The 12,356-nt window shown below is 40.6% G+C and carries 13 protein-coding genes and 2 tRNA genes; 7 read left to right on the plus strand and 8 right to left on the minus strand.

Translation table 11 applies throughout. The features are described 5' to 3' along the window. Positions 1 to 86: 86 nt before the first annotated feature. From proS to rpsT, 4 genes are all read left to right on the plus strand, one after another. Positions 87 to 1,562 (plus strand): proline--tRNA ligase, encoded by a 1,476-nt coding sequence (proS, locus tag AB9K32_RS09250; RefSeq protein ID WP_369885007.1) that lies wholly within the window; start codon positions 87 to 89, stop codon positions 1,560 to 1,562. Between the two features lie 81 nt (positions 1,563 to 1,643). Continuing rightward, positions 1,644 to 1,715 (plus strand) — tRNA-Glu (locus tag AB9K32_RS09255). 55 nt (positions 1,716 to 1,770) lie between these two features. After that, positions 1,771 to 1,842: transfer RNA gene (locus AB9K32_RS09260), tRNA-Glu, on the plus strand. Between the two features lie 36 nt (positions 1,843 to 1,878). Further along, a complete protein-coding gene (gene rpsT, locus AB9K32_RS09265) occupies positions 1,879 to 2,130 on the plus strand; it encodes a 30S ribosomal protein S20 (protein ID WP_207069686.1) in 252 nt (83 codons plus the stop codon). Between the two features lie 61 nt (positions 2,131 to 2,191). On the opposite strand, the gene AB9K32_RS09270 is transcribed toward rpsT, so the two are convergent. The 4 genes from AB9K32_RS09270 to rho all read right to left on the minus strand — a co-directional run bounded on the left by AB9K32_RS09270 (position 2,192) and on the right by rho (position 6,087). Continuing rightward, positions 2,192 to 2,878, minus strand: coding sequence for a hypothetical protein (locus tag AB9K32_RS09270; protein ID WP_369885008.1), 687 nt, complete (start codon positions 2,876 to 2,878; stop codon positions 2,192 to 2,194). A 91-nt stretch (positions 2,879 to 2,969) separates the two neighbouring features. Then, positions 2,970 to 3,593, minus strand: a complete 624-nt coding sequence (locus tag AB9K32_RS09275) for a hypothetical protein (protein ID WP_293294084.1) — start codon at positions 3,591 to 3,593, stop codon at positions 2,970 to 2,972. 78 nt (positions 3,594 to 3,671) lie between these two features. Next, entirely contained in the window at positions 3,672 to 4,340 is a 669-nt protein-coding gene (locus AB9K32_RS09280; RefSeq protein ID WP_224835306.1) for a hypothetical protein, read from the minus strand. A 130-nt stretch (positions 4,341 to 4,470) separates the two neighbouring features. After that, complete coding sequence (rho, locus tag AB9K32_RS09285) at positions 4,471 to 6,087, minus strand: transcription termination factor Rho (RefSeq protein WP_224835305.1); 1,617 nt, start codon at positions 6,085 to 6,087, stop codon at positions 4,471 to 4,473. Positions 6,088 to 6,280: 193 nt separating this feature from the next. Here rho and AB9K32_RS09290 point away from each other — a divergent pair, with 193 nt between their 5' ends. Continuing rightward, positions 6,281 to 6,691: a DUF4293 domain-containing protein gene (locus AB9K32_RS09290; RefSeq protein WP_224835304.1), complete on the plus strand. Its 411-nt coding sequence runs from the start codon at positions 6,281 to 6,283 to the stop codon at positions 6,689 to 6,691. 65 nt (positions 6,692 to 6,756) lie between these two features. Here the strand turns inward: AB9K32_RS09290 and AB9K32_RS09295 are convergent, their stop codons facing one another. After that, entirely contained in the window at positions 6,757 to 7,251 is a 495-nt protein-coding gene (locus AB9K32_RS09295) for a metallophosphoesterase (RefSeq protein ID WP_369885009.1), read from the minus strand. 88 nt (positions 7,252 to 7,339) lie between these two features. On the opposite strand from AB9K32_RS09295, the gene truA reads away from it, so the two are divergent. Together truA and AB9K32_RS09305 are read left to right on the plus strand one after the other, a co-directional pair. Further along, complete coding sequence (gene truA / locus AB9K32_RS09300) at positions 7,340 to 8,080, plus strand: tRNA pseudouridine(38-40) synthase TruA (RefSeq protein WP_369885010.1); 741 nt, start codon at positions 7,340 to 7,342, stop codon at positions 8,078 to 8,080. After that, on the plus strand, positions 8,080 to 9,852 hold the full coding sequence (locus AB9K32_RS09305) for an ABC transporter ATP-binding protein (protein WP_224835301.1): 1,773 nt from the start codon (positions 8,080 to 8,082) through the stop codon (positions 9,850 to 9,852). The genes truA and AB9K32_RS09305 overlap by 1 nt, the downstream gene beginning before the upstream one ends. Here AB9K32_RS09305 and AB9K32_RS09310 read toward each other — a convergent pair whose 3' ends face one another. From AB9K32_RS09310 to folP, 3 genes are read right to left on the minus strand one after another with little or no spacing between them, the layout of a single operon-like run. Continuing rightward, complete coding sequence (locus tag AB9K32_RS09310) at positions 9,853 to 10,638, minus strand: DUF3667 domain-containing protein (protein ID WP_224835300.1); 786 nt, start codon at positions 10,636 to 10,638, stop codon at positions 9,853 to 9,855. It lies immediately after the preceding gene. Next, complete coding sequence (gene cdaA, locus AB9K32_RS09315; RefSeq protein WP_369885011.1) at positions 10,635 to 11,423, minus strand: diadenylate cyclase CdaA; 789 nt, start codon at positions 11,421 to 11,423, stop codon at positions 10,635 to 10,637. Before cdaA ends, AB9K32_RS09310 begins: the two co-directional genes overlap by 4 nt. A gap of 44 nt (positions 11,424 to 11,467) precedes the next feature. Further along, positions 11,468 to 12,301 (minus strand): dihydropteroate synthase, encoded by an 834-nt coding sequence (folP, locus tag AB9K32_RS09320; protein ID WP_369885012.1) that lies wholly within the window; start codon positions 12,299 to 12,301, stop codon positions 11,468 to 11,470. Positions 12,302 to 12,356 lie beyond the last annotated feature (55 nt).

Consider the following 12,356-nt stretch of genomic DNA (forward strand, 5'->3'; position numbering starts at 1 on the left):
TTTATTGTTGAACATACTAAAAATAATTAGTTTTACCCAATCATTTCAAGACTTAAAGGCACAAGTTTTGTGCCAAACTACAACAGATGGGTAAAAATTTAACAAGAAGAGAAGAGGATTATTCCAAATGGTACAACGAACTGGTTGTGAAGTCAGATTTGGCGGAAAACTCAGGAGTTCGGGGATGTATGGTAATTAAGCCCTATGGTTATGCCATATGGGAAAAAATGCAGGGCCAACTGGACAAAATGTTCAAGGAGACAGGGCACGAGAATGCTTATTTTCCGTTGTTTATACCCAAGTCTTACTTAAGTAAGGAAGCGAGCCATGTGGAAGGTTTTGCCAAGGAGTGTGCCGTGGTGACCCATTACCGGCTAAAGAATGCCGAGGATGGTAGTGGCATTGTGGTGGACGAGGATGCGAAATTGGAAGAGGAGCTGATCGTAAGGCCAACTTCGGAAACCATTATCTGGGATACGTACCGCAGATGGATTCAATCGTATAGAGATCTTCCGTTAAAGGTGAACCAATGGGCAAATGTGGTTCGTTGGGAAATGAGAACGCGCCTTTTTTTACGGACTGCCGAATTTTTATGGCAAGAGGGACATACGGCTCATGCAACAAGAGAAGAGGCTATGGAGGAGGCGGAGCTTATGATGAACGTGTATGCCGAGTTTGCCGAAAAATATATGGGTGTTCCTGTGATCAAGGGCACAAAAACGGAAAGCGAACGTTTTGCGGGAGCAGAAGAGACTTTTTGTATAGAGGCTCTAATGCAGGATGGTAAAGCTCTACAGGCTGGCACTTCTCACTTTTTAGGGCAGAATTTCGCAAAAGCTTTTGATGTAAAGTTCGCAAACAAAGAAGGGAAACAAGAATATGTCTGGGCAACCTCATGGGGTGTTTCCACCAGATTGATGGGAGCCTTGGTAATGACGCACAGCGATGACAATGGTTTGGTGTTGCCCCCTAAATTGGCACCGATCCAGGTAGTTATTGTTCCGATTTATAAAGGGTTGGATCAGTTGGATGCCATTTCAGAAAAAGTGGATCCATTGGTGAAAGAGTTAAGGGATAGGGGGATTACCGTTAAGTATGACACTCGCGATACTCATAAACCAGGCTTTAAATTCAATGAATATGAGCTTAAGGGCGTGCCTGTTCGTTTAGCCGTGGGCCAACGGGACCTTGCCAATGGTACTTTTGAGGTTGCGAGACGGGATACCTTGACCAAGGAAATCGTAAAAGCCGAAGAGGTTGTGGATAAGGTAGTCTCTTTAATGGGTGATATTCAGGAAAACATTTTCAAGAAAGCTTTGGATTACCGCAAAGAACATATAACCCAAGTAGATTCTTACGATGAGTTTAAAAAAATAATCGAGGAAAAGGGCGGATTTGTTTCGGCCCATTGGGATGGTACCACAGAGACGGAGGATAAGATAAAAGAGGAGACCAAGGCCACTATTCGCTGTATCCCATTGAACGCGGAAAAGGAGGAAGGTAGCTGTATGGTAACAGGAAAACCTTCTGTTCGGAGGGTGTTGTTTGCAAAGGCCTATTAAACAGATGTCAAAAAAACAAAATTACTGTTGCAAGACTTAAAAATAGTTGTATTTTTGCATCCGCAATTATGCAAACATAATGGCCCGTTCGTCTAGGGGTTAGGACGCCAGGTTTTCATCCTGGTAACAGGGGTTCGATTCCCCTACGGGCTACAAAGGTTGTTGAAACCTGTATATTTGGGTTGTCCCGGATAGTATTGAAATCAATGGCCCGTTCGTCTAGGGGTTAGGACGCCAGGTTTTCATCCTGGTAACAGGGGTTCGATTCCCCTACGGGCTACAAAAAAAAGGATTAAGAAAGAATTAATTTTTAGCAATGGCAAACCATAAGTCAGCATTAAAGAGAATCAGAAGAAACGAAGCAGTGCGTTTGCGTAATAGGTATCAGCACAAAACTGTGCGTAACGCCATCAAAAAATTACGTAACGAAGAAGATAAAAAAGCTGCTGAAGCTTTGTTGCCCACTGTTGTTGGAATGATAGATAAATTGGCAAAGAAAAACATCATTCATAATAATAAGGCGGCAAACCTTAAAAGCAAATTGATGACCAAGGTTGCAGCGATGTAAATCTTGATTTATTATAATATCAGCGCCTCCCATCGGGAGGCGTTTTTGTTTGGGCTTATTTTTATCTAAATGCCCTTCTACGGTGAATCAGGACCCCGATTAAAAACGAACCGTACATTATCAAAATAAGAATTTTGAGGACTTCCCTAAAATTATAGGTTATCCAAATATTGGGAGCCTCGTAACCAATAATTATAAGGTAGGGAAAGAAAAGTTGAAAAATGGCCAACCCTGCACTTGTCCAAAACAATAGGTTATATCTTAATGGATAAGGACTTATTTCTGCCTTCTTTTCTTTAAGGTATAGCCAAATACTAAACAAAAGTACCCACGAAGCCAATAAGTCGGCATAGTAAAGGTCGGAATAAAAAGGGTTCTGAAAAAAAAGACTGATGGCATATCCGGTTAAGCTGATGCCTGCTCCATAACGTATCCATTTTTTGTGTTTTTCTTCTTTTACCGTTTTCCAATAGATATAATAAAAGAACAAATAGGATAGGGTGAGATATATGTTGTAGATTATTACGTTGTACCAATCGTAATCGTTATTGCTCACTATTTGAAACTCTTCGTGGAACTTGATAAAATATCCCAATATTTCTGTCATAAATGTGTACATCAGATATATGGGGTAATATTTTAATTGGGTATCAAAATAAGTACGGTATCTTGCCATGGCCACTAGCCAAACTATAAGATAAAATGGGAGGATGTAATGTTCGCGTAAAAAAGTGAATAGCTCCTCCATGTGTGGGCAACAGGCTAAGTGTCAAGGTTTTTAAAAGAGCTAAAATAAGGAATATAAGTCTTTGTGCTTTATTGATTGATGAAGATGTAGTTTATCGGAACGCTTTTCTTTTACCAGCGATCAATCCAACAATGATCAAACCGTACATTAGGGCTATTGAAGTGAGGAGTATAGGTCTAAAATATATTTGTACGCCAATATTGAGTTTTAGTAGATAAATCATCGATATTATTGGGAAGAAAGTGTAAAATATGGTCAGGCCGGAACTTAGCCAAAACATCAAATTGAATTTAAGAGGGTATGGTGATTCCTCCAAGTACTTTTCCCTAAAATAGATAACGAGTACATAAAGTAAAATCAGAGACCCGATAATGTGGGCATAGGTGGTTTGGTTGTGCAGGGGATTATAGGCGATAGCATTGATTGTATAGGAAAGAACGCAAACAATGTTCAAGTAGCGAATCTGCTTTTTGACCTTCTTGCTCTTGATTACTTTTTTGTATACCTGAAGGAAAAAAACGAAGAACACTACTTGGTAGATATTATAAATTATTACGTTGTGCCAATTGTATCTCCCATCGGAAAAAAATTGATACTCATCATTATACTTGATAAAATATCCCAATACTTCGGTGAAAAAAGTATAAATGATGAGTATCGGTAAATGTTTTAGGGCAGTGTCAAAAAAACTTTTGTAGCGCCATAGTGATATCATCCACGTTATAAGATAAAGCGGAATATAAAACTGTTTTAAAAGAAAATCCAGGCTAAAAAAGCTTTCAAACATCATGCACTATTGAAAATCGGTATATGGCGGAGGACCAGAGTTGCCATGGTTTAAGTTTAAGCTCGTTCCGTCATCCTGAAAAAGAGTGGGAATCATACTGGCCTTGGCAGTGTTCCCTTCGTCGTTTCCTTGGTCTTCGGAACTGCCCACCACGTTTTTAATAGGTTTTGCTTTTCCTTCAGCATCAATGTAAAACCCGAGCTCTTCCCCATCAATAATAGTGGTGGGAACAATAAAAATAGAGTTTTGTCTTGGGTGGACCACCTTCTCTCCGTCGGGAAAATCAGGTTTGTTGGGGTAATTGGCAAAGTATAGTCTTAAAGAAGCAACTTCTACCCCTGCCTCTTTGGCTTCTTGCTCTACGTAAGCCATATAATTTTTCATATCGGCGTAGGTAAAGGAGGTGAAGCGTGCGGCATCGAATTCTTTTTCGGGCTCTCTCTCCGCTTCGAACTCTTCGATCATGTCCACTCTGTTTTTCGTGTAATTGTCGTAAAGTGATTTGGATTCCTTTAAGGAGATTATGCCTTTTGGCGGTGGAACAGGTTCGGTTTGTTCTGCTGTAGGATTGGCAGGTTCGGTCGATTCTTCTTTTTTGTTGCCCTGTTGGCAGGAGGCCAAAAATAGTAAGCTGGCCCCAAAAATAGCAAGGAGGGCTCTTTTGTTGTTTTTCATAGTTAAGTATTTAATGTTCAGTTTTGAGGAAACCGAAATAAAGATATGCCTTTTCTACAAAACGGGTCAAAAAAAGCCCTTCAAAATATTGAAGGGCCTTTAATCTTATTTTATAAAGTACTGTATGTTTTTACTCACTCATGGTAAGTAAAAATTCTTCATTGTTTTTTGTTTGTTTAATGCGCTGCTCCATAAACTCCATAGCTTCAACCGGGTTCATGTCCGCAAGATATTTTCGCATTATCCACATGCGTTGAATGGTATTTTCATCCAATAATAGGTCATCTCTTCGAGTAGATGAAGAAATTAGGTCGATAGCAGGGAAAATTCTTCTGTTGGATATTCTTCTATCCAACTGAAGTTCCATGTTGCCAGTACCCTTGAACTCTTCAAAAATCACCTCGTCCATTTTAGAGCCGGTCTCCGTTAGGGCTGTGGCGATAATGGAAAGGGACCCGCCATTTTCAATATTACGTGCCGCACCGAAGAAACGTTTCGGCTTGTGCAGTGCATTGGCATCCACACCACCACTCAATACTTTACCGGAAGCTGGCTGTACGGTGTTGTAGGCACGGGCCAAACGGGTAATGGAATCCAACAGGATTACCACATCGTGGCCGCATTCCACCAATCTTTTTGCTTTGTCCAGAACAATGTTTGCAACCCTTACGTGCTCTGTGGCTTCTTTGTCAAAAGTAGAAGCAACTACTTCACCTCGCACATTGCGTTGCATATCTGTAACCTCTTCTGGGCGTTCATCGATCAAAAGAATGATTTGGTAAACCTCTGGGTGGTTGGCTGCGATTGCGTTGGCAATATCTTTCAACAACATGGTCTTACCTGTTTTGGGTTGGGAAACGATCATTCCCCTTTGTCCTTTTCCAATAGGAGAGAACAAATCCATGATTCTTGTGGAAAGTGTACTTTGTTTTTCGGCTAAATTGAACTTTTCCTGAGGGAACAATGGGGTAAGGTGCTCAAAAGCTACCCTGTCACGAACCACTTGGGGGTCGAGTCCATTTATTTTGTTCACTTTGATCAAGGGGAAATATTTTTCACCTTCCTTTGGCGGCCTTATGTTCCCGAGAACAGTATCCCCGGACTTAAGTCCGAACAATCGAATTTGTGATTGGGAAACATAAATATCATCCGGTGATGACAGGTAGTTGTAATCCGAAGACCTTAGGAACCCGTAGCCATCCTGCATAATGTCCAGGACCCCTTCACTCTCGATAATGCTATCGAACTCATATTCAGGTTCTTTGTACCTGTTTTTTAAATCCTTATCGAAATTGCTGTTCTTTTTATCGTGATGGCCTTTGTTATGTTGTTTGGTCCTTCTGTTATTTTGATTTTTTTGCTGGCCGCCCTCGTTTTGTTGAGGGGTGTTGTCCTTTTTTTGAGGTTGCCCTTGTCCTTGATTTTTTCCTTTGGCGTTGTCGTTGGAACTCTTGGGCTCTCTTTTCTGTGGGGCTTTTTCCGTGGTTTCTCCCTCTTTGCTTTTGGTGTCGGTAGTTTTAGGTCGGGGAGTTCTTGTTCTTTTTGGTTTGGGCTCTGGCGCTGGTTTCTCGTCTTTGTTCGCAGCAACGGTTTCTGCAACCGCTTTTGGGTTGGAGGCCTGTACGTCCAGAATTTGGTAGACCAGGTCCAATTTTTTTAACGATTTGTATTTGGGAACATTAAGATCCTTTGCAATTTCTTGCAACTCAGGAAGCTTTTTAGCTTTTAGATCTGAAATCTCGAACATTAAGTAATGGAATATGTTAAACTTGTGTGATGCTAAATATTAGAAGTAAAGTTATTTTTGAATGCTACTGGAGAAAGAATTCCGAGGTAGGTGCTTGCTAATAACGCAACAATATTACAAATAAATTTTGAAGAATTAGGCCTTATTTATCAAAAAAGACTTCTATTTTTGCATTTGGAAAGCAAATTCAACAATGATTCAGCGGATACAAACGTTATATTTACTGATTGTAGGTCTTATTTCGGGAATACTTCCGTTTTTTCTGAATCTATGGGTCGAAGTAGACGGAAAAGAGGTATATGCCCAGGACCAAGTGCTTGTTAGCCTTGTTTTTTATGTGGCCGCCGTACTTTCCGTGGTTTCGATTTTATTGTACAAAAAGCGACAAAATCAATTTGTGGTAAACAGATTGAATATGATATTGAATCTTTTTTTACTAGGATTTTTCGTTTATCGATCGCTAAGTTTATCCGGAGAAACTGTAGTTTCTGAGAAGGGTATTGGGATGCTGATTCCTGTATTTTCTATCGTTTTTCTGGTCCTGGCCAACAGGGCTATCAAAAAGGATGAAGATCTTGTAAAATCTGTTGATCGCTTACGTTGAACCTAACATCTTAGTAGTATTAGTGCGAAAAAACCCTGGCTTAGGCCGGGGTTTTTATGTTTTGGTCAGCGCTTTCCCAACTCTACAACCTCCAGGTCCGATATTTTGTCGCCATCGATCACAAATCGCAACATGGTACGTACTTGATGGAACCCATGTTTGCCACATGCTCCGGGGTTCATGTGCAATAGGCCTAGTTTTTTATCATGCATCACTTTTAAGATATGGGAATGTCCGCAGATAAAAAGTTTTGGGGGATTGACCTTGATCTCTTCACGAACCCGCACATTATATTTGTTGGGGTAGCCCCCAATGTGTGTGATCCAAACATCCACGCCTTCGCACATAAATCTATTATTTTCCGGAAATTCCTTCTGTATTACATGGTCGTCAATATTGCCATGTACCCCTCGAACAGGTTTCAAAGCTTCCAATTGGTCGGTTACGGATAGACTTCCAATATCTCCGGCATGCCAGATTTCATCGGCCTGCGCAGCATACTTTAAAATGGATCTATCCATGTGTCCGTGGGTATCGGAAAGCAATAAAATCTTGGTCATAACGCTAAAAATATGCTAAAAAAATAGGGTCGGATTCGTGTTGGGTAGGATTGAATTATCTTTACCGACCTAAAAGTAAGGGATTCCATTGAGATACTTCATCCAATTTTCATATTTCGGAAAAGCATATCACGGTTGGCAAAACCAACCGAACGCCATAACCGTACAAGAAGTGTTGGAGAAAGCGTTAAGCACCTTGCTTCGTGACAAAATTGATGTGGTTGGTGCTGGCAGAACCGATGCAGGTGTCCATGCCAAACAAATGTTCTGTCATTTTGATTTTGATTCGATTGACGATAAAAAGGATTTGGCATACAGGCTAAATGCATTTTTGCCAGATGATATTGCAGTACAAGAAATTAGAACCGTTGTTGATGGCGCCCATGCCCGGTTCGATGCCATTGAACGCACTTACGAGTATTGGCTGGTACGGGAAAAAGACCCTTTTCTTTTTGATTATGCCCATTGGGTGAAGCATCCATTGGATTTACCCGCCATGAACGAGGCGGCAAAAATGCTCTTGGAGTACACTGATTTTGAATGCTTTTCCAAATCCAATACCGATGTAAAAACGTTTAATTGTGATGTACGCCAGGCTTACTGGGAAGCTCGCGCGGACAAATGGGTGTTTACCATTACTGCAGACCGTTTTTTGAGAAATATGGTTCGGGCCGTGGTTGGTACCTTGCTGGATGTTGGGTTGAAGAAAATCAAAAGTGAAGACATGCACCGAATCATAGCAAGTAAAGATAGGAGCGAGGCTGGCGTGTCCGTCCCTGCAAAAGGGTTATATTTGACCAAGGTTATCTATCCAAAAGATATTTTTTGATGAGCAAAAAAGAGGAAATAGGAAAAGCGTTCGATTTTAGATTGTTCAAGCGTGTTTTTTCAAGAACAAGACCTTATCGGGGTATTTTTTGGTTGGTTGCGGTAGTAGCCATACTCTCGGCAGCGTTTGCTATCGGAATCCCGTTGTTGGTCAAAAATATCATCAATCAATCATTGGAGAGCAAAGATGCGGCCCAATTGCTGAACCATGTGCTGTTAATGCTGGTGTTTTTACTAGGTCAGGTAACCACCCAATTGTTGTTCAACTATTATGCAAACTTGTTGGGCGAATCCGTTATAAAAGACATACGGATCAATCTTTTTGAAAAGATGACCAGCTTTAAAATGACCTATTTTGATAATTCATCGATCGGCGTTTTGGTCACTCGGGCCGTTGCCGATATGCAGCGAATAGGGGAAATTTTTAGCCAAGGATTTTTTATGATCGTCGCCGATGCCTTAAAAATGTTGTCCGCGGCCGTGATCATGGTGGTGATCAATTGGAAACTGGCCTTGATCGTGTTTGCCATTCTTCCCGTAATTTTAGTGGCTACGCGTCTTTTTCAGCAGGCAATGAAGGTGGCCTTTATCGAAGTGCGCGCCCAAGTATCCAACCTAAACTCCTTTGTTCAGGAGCGGATAGCCGGAATGAAGATCGTACAGCTCTTTAACCGAGAGGAAATAGAAAAGGAAAAGTTCAGGGTCATTAACGAAAAACACCAGAATGCATGGTTGAAAACAGTATGGTACAACTCCATATTTTTTCCTGTGGCCGAAATATCCAATTCAATTGGTATTGGTTTGGTGGTATATTTTGGTGTAATACAGAATATCGAAAATGTAGGGCTCGACAATAAAGGGGCCATCGTAGCTTTCTTTTTCTTGATGGATCTTTTGTTCCGTCCACTGCGTCAGATTGCGGATAAATTCAATACCCTGCAAATGGGAATGGTGGCTGCGAATAGGGTGTTTAAAATTTTGGATACCGATAGCCATATCGACGACAACGGTACGGTAGAAAAGCAAAGCGTAAAGGGAGATATCGAGTTTAAAGATGTACATTTTGGTTATGTGCCGGATGAAGAAGTCCTTCATGGTATATCGTTCAACGTAAAAGCAGGTGAAACTGTGGCCATTGTGGGGGCCACAGGAGCAGGAAAATCTACAATCATAAATTTGCTCAACCGATTCTATGAGATAAATTCAGGTAAAATTATGGTGGACGGCGTATGCTTGGACGACTATACTTTGAAGTCGCTCCGTTCCCATATCGCCATTGTGTTACAAGACGTTTTCCTGTTTGCCGATACCATAGCACACAATATTTCGCTTCGTGATGAAAATATCTCTACGGAAGAAATAGAAGCTGCCGCCAAGCAGATCGGGGTACACGAGTTTATTTCCAGTTTACCGGGCGGTTACCAATACAACGTTAAAGAGCGAGGAACCATGCTCTCCAGTGGGCAACGTCAATTGATCGCATTTTTACGCGCTTACGTGAGCAATCCCAGTATTCTTATTTTAGATGAAGCTACTTCTTCCGTGGATACGTATTCCGAGCAGTTGATCCAACAGGCCACCGACAAGATTACCGAAGGCAGAACATCAATTATAATTGCCCACCGTTTGGCAACTATTAAAAAGGCGGATAAGATCATAGTGATGGATGCTGGTAAAATCATAGAAACCGGTACTCACAAAGAACTTCTGGAGAAAGGCGGTTACTACAACGACCTGTACAATGCCCAATTCTTGGCCGAGGAAGTGGCGTAATCAGTTTTGGGGAGGAGGTGGTACTAAATCTTGTAAACTTATTTCTCCGATCAAAAGCATGATGATCGGTATAAGCAGTGAACTCAGGAAATAGAGAATTCCAAAAATCATATAGAACAAGAGTAGTCTTGCGATAAGGGAAACTCCTTTGGAGTTGCTGATTCTAATGATTACATATCCAACATAAACCATCATTACCAAAACACTTACCAATGAAAATGACATATAGATTTCCGGAGCAAAAAGGAGAATGGGTAGAGAAGGTATAAAAATGAGAAGACTATAATGGGCAAGTGTATAAGTAAAAATAATGATGCGCTCTGCAAAATTGTACTTCTTCTCATCAAAACATAACCAACCCGATATCGCCGTTAATGGAATGTAAAGGATGAATATCAAAGTTTGATAATCCAAAATAAAACCCATTAATTTTTCTTGGTAAACCGATTGGGCCTCCGATTCCAAAAAACCAAAATCTATACTATCCAAAGATTTGGACATAATAAACATGAGCAATCCAGAAAGTGTTAATGCAATACCAACATAGCTGATGGGATTTAGATATTTTCTGCGAATCCCCTGCAAATAACCCTCGATGACCACTTCGGGTTTACTGAACAAATGGATAAAGGTTTTTATAAAAGTGTTGTCGAGATTAAAATATCTTTCTAAAAAATCAACCCAAAGATTTTTAATGGTAATTCTGTTGCGAACCACTTTTGCGCCACATGCCGGACAATACAAAAAATCGGTTCGAAGTCTTGCTTCACAATTTTTGCAGGTCATTGTTCCAAGTCCTTTTTAATTCGCTTAACCAATTCTTCCTTACCTTTAAATGGTATAAACTCACCATTTTTTATATATGATATTGAACCGGTTTCTTCGCTCACGACAAGGGAGAGTGCATCTGTTTTTTCGGTAATGCCCACAGCGGCCCTGTGCCGTAAACCAAATCTTAACGGAATATTACGGTCGTTGGAAACGGGCAGAATTACCCGGGTTGCCGTAATAAAATTGTCCTGGACCACGATGGCGCCATCATGCAACGGACTATTTTTAAAGAAGATGCTTTCTAAAATGGGTTGGGTAACCTTAATGTTCATGGCGTCGCCAGTGGATTTTATAAAATCCAAAGAATTGTTGCGCTCAATAACGATCAAAGCTCCCGTTTTGGAAGTTCCCATACGTTCGCAGGCACTTATTATGGCATCTACATCTGTATTGGTGGAAATAGCTTCCTGTTTTAGGAACTTAAAATGTTTAAATATGTTTCTTTTGGAAGCAAAGTTAGTGGAGCCGATCATCAACAGGAATTTCCTGATCTCTTGCTGAAAAACTATAATCAATGCAATCAGGCCAATGTTCATAAACCCGCCCACCATGCTGCTGATCATCTTCATTTGGAGTAGTTCGGTAAGTTTCCAAAGTGCCCAGACAATAACAATTCCAATAAAAATATTGATGGCCACGGTTCCCTTGACCAGCTTGTAAATATAATAGAGCAATGCGGCGACCAGGACTATGTCGATGACATCGGTAATCTTAAATTCGAGAAAGTTTAAAAAATCCAACTGCAGCGTTTTTGTAAAATTAGCAAAATTAGGAGAACATCAAATCAGAGGGCATTCTCTTTTAGAGCTTTCACAAGTTTAATACATTCCGATACTTCTTTTACATCATGTGCACGAATAATGTTGGCTCCTTTTAAAAGGGCAATGGTGTGCAAGGCCGTTGTTCCGTTCAATGCTTCTTTCGGGGATGATTCCAAAATTTTATAAATCATTGATTTTCTGCTCAAACCGATCAAAATGGGCAAACCAAAGGTTTGGAACATGTCTAAATGGTTTAAAAGAGTATAGTTCTGGGCCGTGGTCTTTGCAAAACCAAATCCTGGATCTAGAATAATATCGTTGATTTTTTTGCCGGAGCTTTCTTTTACTTTTTCAGAGAAATAAAATCTAAGGTCATTGATCAAGTCCTCGTAAACAGCTTCTTTCTGCATGGATTGTGGAGTGCCTTTCATGTGCATCATAATATAAGGGACCTGATGCTTGGCAACCGTATCAAACATCTTCTTATCCAAATTTCCCGCAGAAATATCGTTGATCAAGGCCGCTCCGTGCTCAATACTTATCGATGCCACCTTGCTCCGAAATGTGTCCACTGATATTAAAGTATCTGGAAACTTTTTCAGGATAAGATCCATAATGGGAATCAATCTTTTTAATTCTTCATCTTCGGGTACGTGCTCGGCACCTGGTCTTGAACTATAGGCGCCCATATCTATAAAGGCGGCTCCATGGTTCAACATATAATCGACCTGCGATAGTATGGACGTTTCATCTTTGTACTTTCCACCATCAAAAAACGAGTCTGGTGTAAGATTAAGAATTCCCATTACTTTGGGAGATGATAGGTCTATTAATTCACCTTTGCAGTTTATCGTCATAAAAAATATCTGCTTAGTTGGGTTTCATTATCTTTGGCAATGTGCTTTTTTGGCA

The sequence above is a fragment of the Allomuricauda sp. XS_ASV26 genome, assembly GCF_041224615.1.
Taxonomy (GTDB): domain Bacteria; phylum Bacteroidota; class Bacteroidia; order Flavobacteriales; family Flavobacteriaceae; genus Flagellimonas; species Flagellimonas alginolytica.